The 18,544-nt window shown below is 66.0% G+C and carries 13 protein-coding genes and 2 pseudogenes; 7 read left to right on the top strand and 8 right to left on the bottom strand.

Going from position 1 to position 18,544, the window contains the following annotated elements; all coding sequences use genetic code 11:
* Nucleotides 1–57: 57 nt before the first annotated feature.
* Nucleotides 58–2,721 (top strand): MHYT domain-containing protein, encoded by a 2,664-nt coding sequence (locus tag ASF57_RS23865; protein ID WP_056488514.1) that lies wholly within the window; start codon nt 58–60, stop codon nt 2,719–2,721.
* Between the two features lie 296 nt (nt 2,722–3,017).
* On the opposite strand, the gene ASF57_RS23860 is transcribed toward ASF57_RS23865, so the two are convergent.
* A complete protein-coding gene (locus ASF57_RS23860) occupies nt 3,018–3,716 on the bottom strand; it encodes a glutathione S-transferase C-terminal domain-containing protein (RefSeq protein WP_056187210.1) in 699 nt (232 codons plus the stop codon).
* Between the two features lie 114 nt (nt 3,717–3,830).
* On the opposite strand from ASF57_RS23860, the gene ASF57_RS23855 reads away from it, so the two are divergent.
* A complete protein-coding gene (locus ASF57_RS23855) occupies nt 3,831–4,406 on the top strand; it encodes a TetR/AcrR family transcriptional regulator (protein WP_056187208.1) in 576 nt (191 codons plus the stop codon).
* Between the two features lie 517 nt (nt 4,407–4,923).
* On the opposite strand, the gene ASF57_RS23850 is transcribed toward ASF57_RS23855, so the two are convergent.
* Entirely contained in the window at nt 4,924–5,295 is a 372-nt protein-coding gene (locus tag ASF57_RS23850) for a hypothetical protein (RefSeq protein WP_056187245.1), read from the bottom strand.
* 126 nt (nt 5,296–5,421) lie between these two features.
* Nucleotides 5,422–5,964, bottom strand: coding sequence for a molybdopterin-guanine dinucleotide biosynthesis protein B (gene mobB, locus ASF57_RS23845; RefSeq protein WP_056187205.1), 543 nt, complete (start codon nt 5,962–5,964; stop codon nt 5,422–5,424).
* 237 nt (nt 5,965–6,201) lie between these two features.
* Here mobB and ASF57_RS23840 point away from each other — a divergent pair, with 237 nt between their 5' ends.
* From ASF57_RS23840 to fdhF, 3 genes are read left to right on the top strand one after another with little or no spacing between them, the layout of a single operon-like run.
* The gene (locus ASF57_RS23840; RefSeq protein ID WP_056187202.1) at nt 6,202–6,525 is read left to right on the top strand and encodes a hypothetical protein; all 324 of its coding nucleotides are present in this window, start codon (nt 6,202–6,204) and stop codon (nt 6,523–6,525) included.
* Nucleotides 6,526–6,579: 54 nt separating this feature from the next.
* A complete protein-coding gene (locus ASF57_RS23835) occupies nt 6,580–8,298 on the top strand; it encodes an NAD(P)H-dependent oxidoreductase subunit E (RefSeq protein WP_056187197.1) in 1,719 nt (572 codons plus the stop codon).
* A 43-nt stretch (nt 8,299–8,341) separates the two neighbouring features.
* On the top strand, nt 8,342–11,314 hold the full coding sequence (gene fdhF, locus ASF57_RS23830; protein WP_056488511.1) for a formate dehydrogenase subunit alpha: 2,973 nt from the start codon (nt 8,342–8,344) through the stop codon (nt 11,312–11,314).
* 12 nt (nt 11,315–11,326) lie between these two features.
* Here fdhF and ASF57_RS23825 read toward each other — a convergent pair whose 3' ends face one another.
* The 5 genes and pseudogenes from ASF57_RS23825 to ASF57_RS26130 form a co-directional block, all read right to left on the bottom strand.
* Entirely contained in the window at nt 11,327–11,641 is a 315-nt protein-coding gene (locus ASF57_RS23825; protein WP_244477101.1) for a LysR family transcriptional regulator, read from the bottom strand.
* Nucleotides 11,642–12,171: 530 nt separating this feature from the next.
* Nucleotides 12,172–12,742: pseudogene (locus ASF57_RS26670) on the bottom strand (transposase); the annotation flags it as partial.
* A gap of 1 nt (nt 12,743) precedes the next feature.
* On the bottom strand, nt 12,744–13,512 hold a 769-nt coding region (locus ASF57_RS26665), incomplete at its 3' end, for a transposase zinc-binding domain-containing protein (protein WP_210166835.1).
* Nucleotides 13,513–13,516: 4 nt separating this feature from the next.
* Nucleotides 13,517–14,246: pseudogene (locus ASF57_RS23815) on the bottom strand (tyrosine-type recombinase/integrase); the annotation flags it as partial.
* Between the two features lies 1 nt (nt 14,247).
* A partial coding sequence (locus ASF57_RS26130) for a phage integrase N-terminal SAM-like domain-containing protein (RefSeq protein ID WP_244477107.1) occupies nt 14,248–14,462 on the bottom strand: 215 nt, incomplete at its 3' end.
* A 625-nt stretch (nt 14,463–15,087) separates the two neighbouring features.
* On the opposite strand from ASF57_RS26130, the gene ASF57_RS23810 reads away from it, so the two are divergent.
* Together ASF57_RS23810 and ASF57_RS23805 are read left to right on the top strand one after the other, a co-directional pair.
* Nucleotides 15,088–17,280 (top strand): TonB-dependent siderophore receptor, encoded by a 2,193-nt coding sequence (locus ASF57_RS23810; RefSeq protein ID WP_056488505.1) that lies wholly within the window; start codon nt 15,088–15,090, stop codon nt 17,278–17,280.
* 70 nt (nt 17,281–17,350) lie between these two features.
* On the top strand, nt 17,351–18,298 hold the full coding sequence (locus ASF57_RS23805; protein WP_056488502.1) for an alpha/beta hydrolase-fold protein: 948 nt from the start codon (nt 17,351–17,353) through the stop codon (nt 18,296–18,298).
* Nucleotides 18,299–18,544: the final 246 nt, after the last annotated feature.

The raw sequence follows: 18,544 nt of genomic DNA, 5'->3' as shown, positions 1-18,544 counted from the left end.
TGCCCGAAGGCCGCTGCCTTTCGGTGCTACCGAACCCGTGCCCCCATCGGACATCCCATGGCCCATACCGGATACAACCCGCTCCTCGTCGCGCTTTCCATCGTCATCGCGGTGTTCGCATCCTATGCCGCCCTCGACCTCGGGGCCCGCGTCCGGCGTCCTGGCGCAGGTTCGCGGTGGGCCTGGGGCGCCGGCGCGGCCGTGGCGATGGGCGGCGGCATCTGGTCGATGCACTTCGTCGGCATGCTGGCCTTCGAGATAGGCATGACAGCCGCTTACGACCTGGGCCTGACGCTCCTGTCCCTGATGCTCGCGGTGGGCGTCACCGCCGGGGCTTTCGCCTGGGTCGCCAGCAGAGGAACCGGCGCTGGTTCGTTGCTGGTCGCAGGCCCACTCATGGGTATCGGCGTGGCTGCGATGCACTACACCGGCATGGCGGCGATGCGTGTACCGGGCAATCTCGCCTACGACCCCGCCGTGGTGGCGGTATCGGTCGCTATCGCGGTTACCGCCGCGACCGCCGCCCTGTGGCTGACCTTCCGTCGCAACCGGACTTGGCAAAAGCTCGCCGCCGCCTGCGTGATGGGGCTCGCTGTCGCCGGGATGCACTACACCGGGATGGCCGCGGCGACCTTCACCGCGCAGGAGCCAGGCGCCCATGCGGCTCATGTAGCCAACCTTGCGGCGGGGCAACGTGATCTCGCCCTGGCGGTGGCGGGCGTCACCTTCCTCATCCTGTTCCTGGCAATGATCGCGTCCTCGCTCGACCAGCGCGGGGTGCAGCGTCGCCTGCATGTCAGCGAGGCGCGCTTCCGCTCGGCCGTCCGAGCCGTGAACGGAGTGATGTGGACCACCGACGCGACCGGACGCTTCGTCGAGGAGCAGGCGGGATGGGCGACCATAACTGGGCAGACGCCCGAGAGGTACATGGGCGCGGGTTGGGCCGAGGCGATCCATCCCGAGGATGTCGCTGCCACGGTCGCGACCTGGACCAAAGCGCTGAGGGACGAGGCCCCCTATACCGTTGAGCATCGCGTGCGCACCGCCGAAGCGGGGTGGCGCCGCTACGTCGCCAGGGCGGTACCGGTGCGCGACGCCGACGGCACTGTGAGGGAGTGGGTCGGCGTCCACGAGGACATTACCGAGCGACACGCGTTCGAGAGCGCGCTTAAGGAGGCTCGCGACGCCGCTGAGGAGCACAGCCGAGCCAAGAGCCGATTCCTCGCCAATATGAGCCATGAGCTCAGAACGCCACTTTCGGCCGTGATCGGCTACTCGGAGATGCTTGAGGAGGAGGCTGAGGAGCTGGGTCAGGAAAGCCTCCTCAAAGATCTCGGCAAGATCAAGTCGAATGCCCAGCACCTCCTCGGGCTGATCAACGACGTGCTCGACCTGTCGAAGGTCGAGGCGGAGAAGATGGAGCTCTATCCCGAGGACATCGATGTCGCCGCCTTCGTGGCGGACGCAGCCGCCACGGTCGAAGCACTCGTGGGTAAGAAGGGGAACGTCCTCGTGCTCGACGTCTCCGACAATGCAGGTCAGGCCCGAACGGATGCGGTGAAGCTGCGCCAGTGCCTGTTCAACCTCCTCTCGAACGCCGCCAAGTTCACCGAGGGTGGTACCATTACCCTGCAGGCCCGACGCGACGCGGGCGCCCGCGGCGACTGGCTCCTGTTCACGGTGCGGGATACCGGTATCGGCATGAACCCCGAGCAGGTCGGGCGCCTGTTCGAGCGCTTCACGCAGGCCGACGAGAGCACCACGCGCAACTACGGCGGGACCGGCCTCGGGCTGGCATTGAGCCGCGCCTTCGCCCAGCTGCTCGGCGGCGACATTTCCGTGACGAGTGTCGAGGGTGAGGGAACGAGCTTCACCATGCGCGTGCCGGCAGCGGCATCGGACCGGCCGGTCGATGTTGGGCTCGAAGCCGTACCGGAGAACGGCGAACGCCTGGATGCCCTAGTGCTTGTCATCGACGATGAGGCGTCGCAGCGTGAGCTGATGACCCGGTTTCTTGAGCGCCAGCGTTTCTCCGTGCGCACGGCTGGAGACGGCCGCACCGGCCTTGACTTGGCCCGGTTCCTCAAGCCCCGTGCCATCCTCCTCGACGTGATGATGCCCGAGATGGATGGCTGGTCGGTGCTCGCCGCTCTGAAGGCAGACCCTGAGACCGTCGGCATCCCGGTGGTCATGGTGAGCTTCGTAGCCGATGCGACGCTCAGTGCCTCGCTCGGAGCCATCGAGGCCGTGCCGAAGCCGGTGGACTGGGCGCGCCTTCGGACGGTCCTGGAGCAGTTCCGGGCGGCGGACGGCGACGTCCTGGTTGTCGACGACGACGCGGACATGCGCCACCGCGTTCGAACAGCGCTGGAACGCAACGGATGGACCGTCCGCGAGGCCGGCGATGGTTGCGAGGCGCTCGATCAGGTCAGGCACGGGGTGCCGCGCCTCGTCCTCCTAGACCTTACCATGCCGGTCATGGATGGGTTCTCCTTCCTCGACCGCCTGAGAGGATTGCCGGGTTGCGCCGATGTGCCTGTGGTGGTCTTGAGCGCCCGGGACGTCACCGCTGAGGAGCGCAATCGACTGTCGAAGGCTGACCGCGTCCTGCGCAAGGGCGACGTCAGTCTCCAAGACATCGCAACTGAGTTGCGCAAGCTCGACAATCAGCAGGCGGATAACGGGGACGAAAGGGCGATTTCCGACACACACGTTCGCTGAGCATAACTAGACAATCGCCAAGCGGACACCCGTCGGATTGAGACCGCTTGGAAGCGGAAGAACCATAATATTCTGGGGTAGTTTGGCCGATGCACCTTTCTGGATCATGCACCGTCTGAGATGGGTGGGGAGCCGACCCTCACCCTTCGCTATCAAGCGCACATTCCGCCTCCGACCCCAGCCGATCGTAGAGACCTTCGCTGCCGCAAGTTCAACGCAGCCATCGCAGAACGCCACTCAAAGTCGGTCAAAGCAGCATTGCGGTCGGGCGGTTGCCAAGCCCGACCGCCGAACGCTCATGTGCGATTGTCGATCTCCGACACACCGCTGTTCCGGTCGGCATAGGCAGCGATGAAGGCGGGTCGAGCCTGCCAGCGCACCCAGAAGGCATCGAGATGCTCGAAGCGCTCATCGAGCGGAGTGGCGTTCACCGGAAACTTGGAGAACGCGATGGCCGTCGCCAACGTGATGTCCGAGAACGTCGGCTGATCGCCGCCCAGCAGCCACGCACGGCCGTCGGAAAGGTGCCGGTCGACTAAGCCGGCATGCGCCAGTGCCACCTTGCGGGAGTGCTCGCCCCAGGCCGGATTGCTGGTTAGTTCGAGCTTCGGGCCCAGACCCTGATGCAAGACATGAAAGGCGGTGACGATGGGATAGAGGATGTGCATCCACACCCGGTTGTCCCACATCTGATCGAGTCCACGCTCGTGCGCCGTCTCGCCCATGATCTTGCGGCCTTCGAACGTGTCGTCGAGGTAGCGGGCGATGGCGGAGGTCTCGCTGAGGTAGGAGCCGTCGGATAGCGCGAGGGTCGGTGTCTCGCCCCAGGCGTTCATCTTCAGGTGCTTCCAACTCCGCTGCTCGCCGACCGGTGACATGTCGTAGACCGTCTCCTCGAAGTGACCAGCGATGCCCTTCTCGTGCATGAAGATCCTCAGGCGCTGCGGGTTCGGGAAGGCCGAAGGTGACGTGAAAAGCTTGAGCTTGTCGGACATCGTCGTCTCGCTTTCCTGGGGCGTTTGCCTGTCTGTCATATGACAGGCTTCAAGCTAGGGCCGAGATCTTGTGTCGTCAATCCCTGTCTGCCATATGACAGGTGGAGGTTGAGAATGGCAGCGACATTGAAGAGAGATGTGCGTGAGGCGATCCTCGTGGCCGCGAGGGAAGCAGCGATGGCCTATGGCTACGGCGGCATCAATTTCCGCGACCTTGCGGAGGCCGTCGGCATCAAGGCCGCCAGCATCAACTACCACTTCGCCAATAAGGCCATCCTCGGCGAGGCTGTCGCGCGCCGCTATTGGGAAGACATCGCCCGCGATCTTGAGACTATTTCAACGGATGCGCAAAGCCCGATGGAAGCGCTGCGGCGATACCCCGGCATTTTTCGCCTCTCTCTGGAGCGCAACAATCGCATGTGCCTCAGCAGCTTCATGGCGACCGAATATGACGCGTTGCCTGAGCAAGTTTTGAAGGAGGTCCAGTCTTTTGCCGACGTTAATACGGCATGGCTGCGCGAGCAGCTCATTGCGGCAAAGCAAGTTGAGCCGAAGGACGGGGAGACGAGAGCACGTGCCATCTATGCTGCTGTGGCCGGAGCTCAGATCATTGCTCGAAGCCGTTCAGACATAGATCTGTTCGACTCGTTGGTCAGGAGCTATCAGGAGACGGGACTCCTGCCGAACTGATCAAAAGTGCGCACGAGGGCAAGGTCCGCTCTCATGCATGGCCGACGTAAGCAGTCAGGCGGAAATCCACCCGATCCTACCGTTGAGCGGATTGGCAGATCTCGACCCTACCACGTCTTAGAGAGGGATCTTGCCTTCGTCCTAAAGCAGACCTTTGCCGCGCAGTTCGATTTACTTCGACGGGACCTATCGTCGATGTCTCGCGCGCTCCTACAGTACCCAGGCATGCTAAGGTCACAGGCCATCTTGGGTAGCTATTAGGCCCATCGGATATGGCCTCGTTTCTGACACGCCGACCTCCACGTCTACGGATATTCTCAAGGCGGCATTCCGCCCCCTCAAACAAGATTCTACGTCAACGTAGATGGCAGGAAGTGGCGTCCCGTGACGTTGGGGGAGATCATGATGAGGATGGCGGACGCCCCTTCGCCAACCCCGGTGCGGTGATGCCCGCAAGCCGGCGGCGGTCGTAACAAGGTCCGGAACCCTGACGCCGCAACGATGGGCCGGGCTGGTTTCAGTGCGGCGGCGTATCTTTGGCCTGCTCGGCGTCCACCAGGGAGAACACCACGGTCTCAAGCGCCACCGACTTCGAAAACGCGCTTCGCGACACACGCCGTCCGACCGCTTGGCACATGAGGTGGATCTCGGGCCCCTTGCCCGCCTCCGACGGGTAGAGGCGGCCCGCCCAGCTCCTGATCCCATGCGGCGGCACCGAGGCCGTCACGAACCCGATGAGGTCACCCTCCGCCGTGCCGACCAGGATGCGGCCACGATGCGGCATCGGCATCTCGGTGGGGCCGGCTTCATATGTGCCGGACACCGCCTCCCCGAATTGCCAGAGTCGGATCTCGGCACCGGTCGCGCTGCGCCACGTCCCCTCGAACATCATACGTCCACACCTGCTCGCTCAGCCGGCGTCGGTCGGCGGCGCTCGATATGTATGCATGGCTATATCGCCAGAGCCAACGCCTCCGACGATGGCGAAAAGTCCCGTCCCGATCCGCGACCGACGTCAGTCATGGGCTCGGGCGAGGTCATGGAACACAAAGTCGATGGGCTCGTCCAGGTCGCGCATCAGCCCGGCTACCGCCTCAGCGTCGTCCAGGTCCACCACCGGAACGCCGGCACGTTCGAAGGGGACGTCACCGGCCGCGCCGACGATCAGCGGATCGCCTGGATAGAGGGCCGGCCGCCCGTTCGCATTGCGAAAAACCTCGATTTTCGGGATGGCCCCGCGCTTGAAGCCCTCGATCACGACGAGGTCGCAGGGGCTCAGCAGTTGGAGCAACTCGGCGAGGGTCGCCTTCGGCTCGTCGCCGAGCTCGTGGAACAGGGCCCAGCGACGACCCGAGGAGACCAACACCTCGCTCGCTTCAGCCCTGCGGTGCTCGCGGGAGTCCTTCCCCGGACGGTCGGTGTCGAAGTCGTGATGGGCGTTCTTAAGGGTCGCCACCTTCAGGCCACGTCCGACGAGAACAGGGATGACCCGTACCAGTAAGGTCGTCTTCCCGGCACCGCTCCATCCGGCAAGCCCTATCACCCGCATCCCGAACATAGCCTGAAGCCCTGCTCCCGAACGCCGCCACCGTGGCGCTCCAACTTCGTTGGTAAGCCGGAGCAATGCTTCCGAGGCTCAACCCCCGCGTCACACCGACGGTTTAAAACCATTGCAAATAAGATATACCACCTGAACTATATCGCGTATCTACGGTCAGCCTAAGGCCAAAAACCCAGGCTACCGACAGAACGGGCACGCCATGCACCGCCTCACCGCTCCCTCGCGAGCCCGACCATGACCGGACATCCCACCTTCGCGGCGACCGGCCGGGCGGATGCGGTCACGAAAGCCTACGTCGATCAAGCGAAGCCGCCGCTTACGCAGGAGCTCGTCGAGCGGGTCCGGAAAGCGTTGGCTGAGACGCTTGATCCCCCGGACGGGACCGGGTCGGAAGGAGACCTGCTTGGTCGTCTCAACGCCGCCCTGGACGCCTTCGAGTCGGAACTCCGGTCCATCGTCGGGCCGCGGGTCGCGTCGTTGGATACGGCCACTGGTGCCGTGACGATGGAACACCGCTCTGAAGCCGGCCAGCCGCTCCGGGCATTCGGCGGCCAATAGACTGTACCCTGCCCGCACCCATCACCCGCACGAACACACGGAACCGGATCGCCCATGAGTGAGGCCCCAGGGACAGTCAGGAACTTCTCCCACCCCGGCAAGGGCCGCAACCAGGCCCGCCCGGTGCCGAAGGGCCGCCAGGTCGAGCCGCGCGCCAAGGTCGAGATCGAAAAACTCCTCGGAACGCGCCCCCGCCAACGCGATCTGCTGATCGAGCATCTCCACCTGATCCAGGACACCTACGGGCAGATCGGGGCAGACCACCTCGCGGCACTGGCCGACGAGATGGGCCTCGCCTTCGCCGAGGTGTTCGAGACGGCCACGTTCTACGCCCACTTCGATGTGGTGAAGGAGGGCGACGCCGACATCCCGCGCCTGACCGTCCGTGTCTGCGACAGCATCACCTGCGCGATGTTCGGAGCCGACGAATTGCTGACGACGCTCCAGCGCGAGCTGGCGTCGGACCAGGTCCGCGTCGTGCGCGCCCCGTGCGTCGGGTTGTGCGACCACGCGCCCGCCGTCGAGGTCGGGCATAATTTCCTGCGCAGGGCCGATTTGGCATCCGTGCGAGCCGCGGTAGAAGCCGGCGACACCCATGCCCACCTGACCGACTACATCGATTACGACGCTTACCGGGCGACCGGCGGATACGCGACGCTCGACCGTCTCCGCAGCGGCGAACTCTCCGTCGACGACGTCTTCCAGGTGCTCGACGACGGCGGCTTGCGCGGCCTCGGCGGCGCTGGCTTCCCGACCGGACGCAAGTGGAGGTCGGTCCGCGGCGAGCCTGGCCCGCGGCTGATGGCGGTCAACGGAGACGAGGGCGAGCCCGGCACGTTCAAGGACCAGCTCTACCTCAACACCGATCCTCACCGCTTCCTCGAAGGCATGCTGATCGGCGCCCATGTGGTCGAGGCACCGGACGTCTACATCTACCTGCGCGACGAGTACCCGATCTCGCGTGAGATCCTGACCCGCGAAATCGCACGGATTCCTGCCGGAGGACCAAGCATCCATCTCCGCCGCGGGGCAGGGGCCTACATCTGCGGCGAGGAATCCTCGCTGATCGAGTCGCTCGAAGGCAAGCGCGGGCTCCCGCGGCACAAACCGCCGTTCCCGTTCCAGGTCGGCCTGTTCAATCGCCCGACCCTCATCAACAACATCGAGACGCTTTTTTGGGTTCGCGACCTGATCGAGCGCGGCGCCGGCTGGTGGAAGGGCCACGGCCGCAACGACCGCGTCGGCCTGCGCTCCTATTCGGTGTCGGGGCGCGTGAGGCAGCCGGGCGTGAAGCTGGCACCGGCCGGCCTGACCATCCAGGAACTCATCGACGAGCATTGCGGCGGCATGCTGGAGGGCCACGCCTTTGCGGCCTACCTGCCGGGCGGCGCGTCCGGCGGCATCCTGCCGGCGTCGATGAACGACATTCCGCTCGATTTCGGCACCCTCGAAAAATATGGGTGCTTTATTGGTTCGGCGGCCGTCGTGGTTTTGTCCGACCGGGACGACGTACGCGGGGCCGCCCTGAACCTGATGCGGTTCTTCGAGGACGAGAGTTGCGGGCAATGCACGCCCTGCCGCTCCGGCACCCAGAAGGCGCGCATCATGATGGAGAACGGTGACTGGGACACCGAGCTCCTGGGGGAGCTGGCCCAATGCATGCGCGATGCCTCGATCTGCGGGTTGGGCCAGGCGGCCTCGAACCCCCTCAGCAGCGTTATCCGGTTCTTCCCCGACCTCTTCCCGGCCCCCCGGGCGCTTGCTGCCGAATGACCGTCGCGATCACCCTTTCCAAGCCCAGGCCCGGAGCGGACGCATGAGCAACGCCCCCGAAACGCACGGCGACAAGTCCGCAAAGCACGAGGTCCGGGCCGACGGCGCGCAAGATGCCGGCGGCCCGGCGCAGGGCTCGCCCCCCGAGGCCGGCGGCGCCTACTCTCAAGGGATGAAGTCCGGGGGGCAGGCCGCCCCCGAACCGTCCGGCACGTTCGGCTTAAGGGATGGCCCGGTCACCCCACCGTCGATCGCGTTCGAGTTCGACGGCCAGCAGGTCGAGGCCCGGCCCGGCGAGACGATCTGGGCCGTGGCAAAGCGGATCGGCACCCACATCCCGCACCTTTGCCACAAGCCCGACCCGGGCTACCGCCCGGACGGCAACTGCCGTGCCTGCATGGTCGAGATCGAGGGCGAGCGCGTGCTCGCCGCCTCGTGCAAGCGGACCCCCGCCATCGGGATGAAGGTCAAATCGGCATCCGAGCGGGCCACCAAGGCCCGGGCGATGGTGCTCGAACTACTGGTGGCCGACCAGCCCGAGCGCGAGACCTCACACGATCCGACCTCACACTTCTGGGTGCAGGCCGACTTTCTAGACGTTACCGAAAGCCGCTTCCCGGCGGCCGAGCGCTGGACCGGGGACTTCAGCCACCCGGCGATGAGCGTCAACCTCGACGCCTGCATCCAGTGCAACCTCTGCGTCCGGGCCTGCCGCGAGGTCCAGGTCAACGATGTCATCGGCATGGCCTACCGCTCGGCCGAGGCCAAAATCGTGTTCGACTTCGATGACCCGATGGGTGGTTCGACCTGCGTCGCCTGCGGCGAGTGCGTCCAGGCCTGCCCGACCGGCGCGCTGATGCCGTCCGCCTACCTCGACGCCGAGCACGACACCCGAACGGTCTACCCGGACCGTGAGGTGACGTCGCTGTGCCCCTATTGCGGCGTCGGCTGCCAGGTTTCCTACAAGGTGAAGGACGAGCGGATCGTCTACGCTGAGGGCGTGGATGGGCCGGCGAACCACAACCGGCTCTGTGTGAAGGGTCGCTTCGGATTCGATTACATCCACCACCCGCATCGCCTGACGACGCCGCTGATCCGGCTCGACAACGTCCCGAAGGACGCCAACGATCAGGTGGATCCCGCCAACCCGTGGACGCACTTCCGCGAGGCGACCTGGGAGGAGGCACTCGACCGCGCAGCCGGCGGCCTGACGACCGTTCGCGACACCCACGGGCGCAGGTCCCTCGCCGGCTTCGGCTCGGCCAAGGGCTCGAACGAGGAAGCCTACCTCTTCCAGAAGCTCGTCCGGCTCGGCTTCGGCTCCAACAATGTCGACCACTGTACGCGCCTGTGCCACGCGTCTTCGGTTGCCGCCCTGATGGAAGGCCTGAACTCCGGCGCCGTGACGGCCCCGTTCTCGGCGGCGCTCGACGCCGAGGTCATCATCGTGATCGGCGCCAACCCGACCGTGAACCACCCGGTCGCGGCGACCTTCCTCAAGAACGCCGTGAAGCAGCACGGTGCCAAGCTGATCGTCATGGACCCGCGGCGGCAGACGCTCTCGCGCCACGCCTACAGGCACCTCTCGTTCCGGCCGGGTTCGGACGTCGCGATGCTGAACGCGATGCTCAACGTCATCATCACGGAGCGGCTCTACGACGAGCAGTACATCGCCGGCTACACCGAGAACTTCGAGGCACTGAAGGAGAAGATCGTCGACTTCACGCCGGAGAGGATGGCCCCGGTCTGCGGCATCGACGCCGAGACCCTGCGCGAGGTCGCCCGGCTCTACGCCCGGGCCAAGTCCTCGATCATCTTCTGGGGCATGGGCGTCAGCCAGCACGTCCACGGCACCGACAACGCACGGTGCCTCATCGCGCTCGCCCTCATCACCGGCCAGATCGGACGCCCGGGTACGGGGCTGCACCCGCTCCGGGGCCAGAACAACGTCCAGGGGGCGTCCGACGCCGGCCTGATCCCGATGGTGTATCCAGACTATCAGTCGGTCGAGAAGGTGGAGGTGCGCAAGCTTTTCGAGGAGTTCTGGGGCCAGTCCCTCGATCCGAAGAACGGGTTGACTGTGGTCGAGATCATGCGCGCGATCCACGCGGGCGAGATCAAGGCCATGTTCGTCGAGGGCGAGAATCCGGCGATGTCGGACCCGGACCTCAACCACGCTCGGCACGCGCTGGCGATGCTCGACCACCTCGTCGTACAGGACCTGTTCTTGACCGAGACCGCGTTCCACGCCGACGTGGTGCTGCCGGCCTCGGCCTTCGCCGAGAAGGCCGGCACCTTCACCAACACCGACCGCCGGGTGCAGATCGCTCAGCCTGTGGTGTCGCCGCCGGGCGATGCCCGCCAGGATTGGTGGATTATCCAGGAACTCGCCAACCGGATGGGGCTAGTCTGGAACTACCGCGGGCCGGCCGATATCTTCGCCGAGATGGCCCGGGTGATGCCCTCGTTCAACAACATCACCTGGGAGCGCCTGGAACGTGAGGGGGCGGTGACCTACCCGGTCGACGCGCCCGACAAGCCCGGCAACGAGATCATCTTCTACGCCGGCTTCCCGACCGAGAGCGGCCGGGCCAAGATCGTGCCGGCGGCCATCGTCCCACCCGACGAGGTGCCGGACGCAGAGTTCCCGATGGTACTGTCGACCGGCAGGGTGCTGGAGCACTGGCACACCGGCTCGATGACGCGGCGCGCCGGCGTCCTCGACGCGCTCGAACCGGAGGCGGTGGCCTTCCTGGCGCCGAAGGAACTCTACCGCCTCGGCCTCGAACCGGGCGACACGATGAGGCTGGAGACGCGCCGTGGCGCCGTGCACCTGAAGGTGCGCTCCGACCGTGACGTGCCGGCCGGCATGATCTTCATGCCGTTCTGCTACGCCGAGGCCGCCGCCAACCTCCTGACCAACCCGGCGCTTGATCCGATGGGCAAGATCCCGGAGTTCAAGTTCTGCGCGGCCCGGGCTTCAGCGGTCGATGTCGCGCACATGGCGGCCGAATAGACCTCGGCCGCCCTACGGGGCGGCCGGCCTCATCAGGGTAGCGAGCCGGTCGAGCTCGCCCGCGACAGCCTCGGACGCGAGCCTCTCCATGCGGAGGTAACCATCGAGGACGACGTTTCCCATCGGCGTGAGCTGGGCGCCGCCTCCGGTCCTCCCTCCCTTGCTCGCGGTTACCAGCGGTTCACGGAACGCCTTGTTCAGGGTGTCGATCAGGTACCAAGCGCGCTTGTAGCTCATGCCCATACGGCGGCCAGCGGCGGCGATGGAACCGGTCTCGCGGATGCTTTCCAGTAGGGCGGCCTTGCCCGGACCGAGCAGTGTGTCCACCCCGAGCTCAACCCGTACGGCGATGGTTCGCCGCTCCACCCTGTCCCCGCATGCTTATCATCAACTGACGCAGCGCCTGTCTAACGCCAAGGCAGCCTTCTAGAAAGGCGAACATGACTGCGCTGTTGCCTTCTTGATGAGATGGTCAGCCGTTGCATCGACGCAGACCCTCACGCCCACAAACGTCCGCTTCTTGGGTCAAATCACGTCGAAGCCGACATGCAGCTTTCCTGAAGAGTTTCGGGCGCCGCGAGGCGTACGAAAGTCGTGGAAGAACGAACCCGCGGGATGGCAGGCGCAGAGCTATGGGGATTTTGGGAGACCGTGGTCCCCAGTGAGGGACGGAAGGCGCGTGAGCACCGTCGCCTGGGTGCCTGAGCGCTCCTGGATTGCCCGGTCTCCGGCGTTTGGCGGAGCGTGACAGGGTCGGGCGGCAGTGTTCGAGAAGACCATTCTGGCGTTCGGCACGCAGTGAGGCGTGCCCCGAGGTGCGGTTCCCCGGGTGGTTGGTGGCATCAGGCCATGCCGGGTCATGGCGTACACGCCCGGTTCGGCGCGGGGCGGAATGGCGGGCCGCGCGGCTGGTACCAGCCCGCGAAGGAGCCGACGGTTCTCATGGGACCGCCGCAGCGGGGGCAAGGCGGTCGAACGTCGGTCGCAGCGACTCGGGTGTCCGGTTCAGGGTCGGTGGATCGCGGCGGGGCCGGTGTGCCGAGGATTGCGCGGATGTGGGCCAGACCAGCCTTCCGGTTCGAGCCGGAGAGGAAGCCGTAGTGCCGGATGCGGTGGAAGCCGCGCGGCAGGACATGGAGGAGGAAGCGCCGGATGAACTCCGTGGCGGACAGGGTCATGATCCGCGCCTGCCCGCCCTCGGCGCGCCGATAGTCCTTGACGCCAAAGCTGACGTTTTCCCCGTCGAAGGCGAGGATGCGCCGGCTGGAGATGGCGACGCGGTGGGTGTAGCGCGACAGATAGGCGAGCACGGCCTTCGGTCCGGCGAAGGGCGGCTTGGCGTAGACGACCCAGCGCTTACCGCGCACCGGGGCGAGCGCGCGGACGAAGGCCTTGGCGTCGGAGAGCGGGGCCAGGGTGCCGAAGAAGNCCCGATGTGATCTCTTCTTGAACACAGTATTGGGCGGCTTGGCGTAGACGACCCAGCGCTTACCGCGCACCGGGGCGAGCGCGCGGACGAAGGCCTTGGCGTCGGAGAGCGGGGCCAGGGTGCCGAAGAAGGCGAGCGTCCCGGCCTCGTGGAGGGCGGCGAGCCCTTCGAGGAACAGGCGGCGGAACAGCATGCCCAGCACCCGCACCGGCAGGAGGAAGGCCGGGCGCGACGCGACCCATCGGGTCCCGTCCGGCGAGAGGCCACCGCCGGGCACGATCATGTGGAGATGGGGATGGTGGGTCATGGCCGAGCCCCAAGTGTGGAGCACGGCGGTGAGGCCGATGCGGGCACCGAGATGCTTTGGGTCGGCGGCGATTCGCGTCATGGTCGCGCTCGCTGCCCGGAACAGCAGGTCGTAGACGGCGGCCTTGTTCTGGAAAGCGATGGCGGCGATCTCGGCGGGCAGGGTGAAGACGACGTGGAAGTAGCCGACCGGGAGCAGGTCGGCCTCGCGCGCGGCGAGCCAGTCGCGCGCCGCCGCGCCCTGGCATCTCGGGCAGTGCCGGTTGCGGCAGGAGTTGTAGGCCACCCGCAGATGGCCGCACGCGTCGCAGCCCTCGACATGGCCGCCGAGGCTGGCCGTGCGGCACTGCTCGATCGCCGCCATCACCTTCCGCGCGGCCAGGTTCAGGTGCCCGGCCCCATCGGCGCGATAGGCGGGACCTGCGGCACGGAAGACGTCGGCCAGCTCGATCGCGGCTTGCATCGCCTCAACCTGGCGCGGGTCCCTCCCCATGGAACAGGGCGAGCCTGTCGAGCGGGCTCGTCACGGCCCGCACCGTCCGGGTGGCGACCTTGGCGTAGAGCGCCGTGGTGTCGAGCCGGGCGTGTCCGAGCAGCACCTGGATGACGCGGATATCGACGCCGTCCTCCAGGAGGTGGGTGGCGAAGGAGTGGCGCAGGGTGTGAGGACCGACGCGCTTGGGGATCCCGGCCGACCGGGCCGCCTCCACCACGATGCGGTGAAGCTGGCGCGTGCTGATCGACCGGGCCCAGTCCTGTCCGGGAAACAGCCAGCCCTCGCGATGCAGGACGCCCTGCCGGTGTCCCTCGGTCCACCAGCGCCGCAGGAGACCCAGAAGATCGGCGGACAGCATCGCGTTGCGGTTGCGGCCGCCTTTGCCACGCTCGACCCGCAGGAGCATGCGCGTCGAGTCGACGTCGGCGACCTTGAGCGCCGCGACTTCGGCCACGCGCAATCCCGCGCCATAGGCGACCGACAGGGCCGCCAGATGCTTGAGGCAGACCGTGGCGCCGAGCAACCGCCCCACCTCCTCGGGGCTCAGGACGTCGGGCAGCGGGCGCGGATGGTTGAGGCGGACCAGCCTGCGAGCGAGATCGGGCCGCTCGATCGTATGGACGAAGAAGAACCGCAGGGCCGAGACGATGGCATTCATCGTCGGCACCCCGAGGCCGACCTCCTGCTGCGCGATCTGGAAANGGCCGCTCGATCGTATGGACGAAGAAGAACCGCAGGGCCGAGACGATGGCATTCATCGTCGGCACCCCGAGGCCGACCTCCTGCTGCGCGATCTGGAAACGGCGCAGGTCATCGACGGTCGCCGTGTCGGGCGAGCGCCGCAGGAACGTCGCCAGACGCCCGACATCACGAAGGTAGTTGCGCTGTGTCTCACGCGAGAACCGACGCAGGGTCATGTCGTCGACGAGGCGCTGGCGCAGCGAGCCCATGGCAGCGGCGGGAACGGCAAGGATGGTCATCGGATGGCTCCACTCGGATGAAGGGAGCCTCGATCGTCCGCCCAGGCCGGGCGACGCTCAATCAGCGCAGGGCGCTCGTCTCAATCCGAAAACCTCGAAGCTGCCACCAATCCCGCGCGAGCGGGTTCGTTCTTCCACCCGACCCGGTCGTAGAACGGACGGACGGGTCTCGACCCCTACCTGTCATCCAGACCGTTGTCGGCGTTTCTCCAAAGCGGCCGTCCGTTAGCCGCCCAGCAACTTCGGTTCGGGGTGGGGAGCGGACCTTGCCCCTTCACCCTGAAGCGGACGTTCCGCCATCGACCCAACTTCAGCGCTGCGATCAGTCAGTTCACTATCATAAAACAGCATCTCAAAATTGATTGAACCGCTTAAAAAGGACAGTGATGATATGTTGATGTAAGACCTTGATAATCGACGCTATACGGGGCTAGGTTAGAACTACTTCAGATTTTAAGTGCTCTAAGTGTGTGATAAATAGCACAATTCCTACTTGCTACGCGGGTCGTATCTCGCAATGAGTACGATACTGCGCCGCTTAGGGCGCCTACTAGCGTGCGCCATGTCCCATCGCTCGTCCCTCCTTGCTCTGCTGCTCGCCACAACGGCTCTCCCCGGAGCCGCGAGTGCGCAGGAACAAAGCGTTCGGCTCGACCAGCTCTCTGTCGAAGGGGCCTTACCCGGGCCGGCGGCAGGTAGCGGAGCAAATCTCAGCGGCGGTGATGGGGGGACGGCGGCGACCAGCGGCGGCGGCGGCGGCCCTTCCGGGATCACCGGCTATACCGCTCGGATCAGCCCCACGGCGACCAAAACCAACACGCCCCTGCTCGAAACCCCGCAATCGGTCACGGTGCTCACCCGCGAGGCCCTCAACGATCGCAACGTCCAGACGCTCAACGAGGCCATCGGCTATGTGGCCGGCGTGTCCTCGAACGTTTTCGGCTTCGATCCGCGTTTCGACTCGTTCTTCGTCCGCGGCTTCAGCCTGACCTACGACGGCATCTACCGGGATGGCCTGCGCCAGATCGCGTCAGGCCTGACGGTGCCGCGCATCGAACCCTACGGCATCGAGGCGGCCACGATCCTGCGCGGACCGGCCTCCGGCCTCTACGGGCTCGGCTCGCCCGGCGGTATCCTCGACGTCACCACGAAGCGCCCGGTCTTCACGCCCTTCGGCGAGGTTCAGCTGCAGGTCGGCAACTTCGACCGCTATCAGGGCAATTTCGACATCGGCGGCCCAGTTGAGGGCACGGGCGGCACGCTCGCGTACCGCGTCACCGGCATCAAGCGGCAGTCAGACACCTTCATCCCCGGGGGCTCGGACGACCGGAGCTACATCGCGCCGTCCTTCACCTGGAAGCCGTCCGCCGACACCAGCTTCACGTTCCTGAGCGAGTATCAGGAGACAAAGCTTCCAGGCAGCACGACGTTCTTCAACCAGAACCTGCGCCCGACCCGGATCTACTCGGGCAATCCGGCCTTTAACGACTTTCGGCAGCAGCAGGGGCGCGTCGGCTACGCGTTCGAGCACCGCTTCGACGGGGATCTGGTCTTCCGGCAGAACTTCCGTTTCTACGACATCAGCAACGACTATCGCTACGCGTCGATCGCCGCGCTCAGCCCCGACGGCGCGAGCGCCAGCCGGTCGACCGGATATTCGCGGCAGTTCCTCAGTCAGATCACCCTCGACAACCAGATCGAGGCGCACATCACCACGGGGCCGGTCGCACATACACTGGTGGCGGGTCTCGACTACGCGCATTCGGATTTCAATTATCGCTTCGGCTTCGGCGCGGCCCCCGATCTCAACCTCGTTACGCGCAATTACGGCCAGCAGCCGATCCTCGCGCCGCTGTTGGGCCCACGTACCGCGCAGAGCCAGGATCAGGTCGGCCTATACCTGCAGGAGCAAGCCAAGTTCGACCGCTTCGTGCTCACCCTGACCGGGCGCTACGACTGGGTGTCACAGACCACGACCAGCGCCCCCGCTGCCGCGACCCAGCAGAACGACCAAGCCTTCACGGGGAGAGTCGGTCTCAACTATCTCCTGGCCCCCGGGCTGGTCCCCTATGCCAGCTACGCCACCACCTTCGCGCCGCAGCCTGGCGTGGATGCCGCCGGGCGTGCCTTCCGGCCGGCGACGGGGGACCAGATCGAGGCTGGCGTCAAATACCTGATCCCCGGCACAAACATCCAAGCGGGGTTTGCCGGCTTCGACATCGTCCAGAGTAGCGTCCTGCGCACGGATCCCAACAACGTCGCCTTCCAGGTGGCGACCGGCGCGGTCGAGTCCCGCGGCTTCGAGATGGAGGCCATCGCCAACTTCGCACCGGGCACCAACCTCACCCTCGCCTACACGCACCTCAATTTGCGCTATCTCAGCCAGACCTCGTTCGCGGGTCAGTCCCTCGACGGCAATGCCCTCTCGGGCATTCCGGGGGATACGTTCACCGGCTTCCTGAGCTACCTGTTCCCGTCGAGTTCGGCCTTGCGCGGCCTGACGCTCGGTGGCGGCATCCGCTTCAACGCCAACAGCTTCGCCAACGACGAGAACACGGTCCGGAACCCGACGGTGACGCTGTTCGACGCGCTGATCGCCTACGATTTCGCCGCCATCGACCCGGCCTACAAGGGCTTCCGCGCTCAGGTGAACGCGAACAACATCTTCGACCGCGACTACTTCACCTGTCAGGCGGGCTTCTGCTATCGGGGCGCCCCCGCCACCGTCATCGGCAGCCTGATCTACCGGTGGTGATCGTGAAGGACGTCATGGTCGAAGACCAACACCCGCGGATGATGGGCGCGGCCAGGGCGGACAGAGCCCAGTGAGCGCCCCCGTTTCACGTCGCACTGCGGTTGGCCTCCTGGCGACCACCTGGATGACGCTGGGTGGGCATTCGGTCCTCGCCGCTGGTCCCGATGAGCCGGCACGGCTCGCCGGCGCGGTCAGCTTCGACCTGGGAGGCGACGCGGACCGTCCGCCCTGGCGGATCACCCTCTACGTCCCGCCCGGGGCGGCGCCGGTGGACGGTTGGCCCGTCCTCTACCTCCTCGACGGCAACGCGGTGACGGGCACCGCCATCGACATCGAGCGGGTTCAGGCACCGTACCCTGACGCTACGGGAATCGCGTCTCGCTTCGCCGTCGTGGGCATCGGCTACCCAGGCGACGAGGCCCATGATGCCTCGCGCCGCTCATGGGACTACACGCCGCCTCCCGGTCGCTCCTACCCGCCCCACAAGCCCGGGGGGCTGACATTGCGGACGGGGGGCGCCGACGCCTTCCTTCACTTCGTCACGACGACGCTTCGGTCCGCGGTCGCGCAGCGGTGCCTGGTCGATCCATCCCGGCAGGCGCTCTTCGGACATTCCTTCGGCGGCCTGTTCGTCCTCTACGCGCTTACTCAGGCGCCAGCCGCCTTCTCACACTGGATCGCCGCCAGCCCATCCATCTACTGGGACGACGCTGTGGTGCTTGGAAGCATCGCGGGCTTGGAGAGGGGGCCCCCGAACGGCCCGCAAGTGCTTCTGCTGGCAGGTGCCTACGAGGAAGCACTCGCCCCGTTCCAACAGGACGCTCCAGACCGTGAGGCGCGCCGTGCCCGCCTCGCCTCGACCCGCACCGTTGAACTGACCCGTGAAATGACGGAGCGGTTGAGCCGGATCTCGGGCGTAACAAGCACCTTCAGCCTCATTCCAGGTCGAACCCACATGACCGTCCTGCCCGAAGCACTCAACGCGGCGGTCGCCTTCTTCATGCAAAGATCGGGATAGCCTCACGGAGAAGGTCGAAGGCTTCAGCACGGCCCGGATCATTCATTGAGGTACACAACAGAGTTGCTGATAGTCGCTGCTCCTCGCGAACGTCCGACGTCACGAATTTACGTCCTGTGCGCAGGCCATCACCAACCCAGTCGTAGAGCTCTGCCTCATCCAATGCCTGGAAGCGGACTCTCCCAGGATCCGCAAAGGGTCGTGAGCGGGCGCAAGGGCAACGTCCGCTTTGATGCATTGCAGTCC

The sequence above is a fragment of the Methylobacterium sp. Leaf117 genome, from assembly GCF_001422985.1.
Classification (GTDB): Bacteria; Pseudomonadota; Alphaproteobacteria; order Rhizobiales; family Beijerinckiaceae; genus Methylobacterium.
The sequence above is the reverse complement of the archived record's forward strand: the minus strand, read 5'-3'. Positions and strand labels throughout refer to the sequence as shown.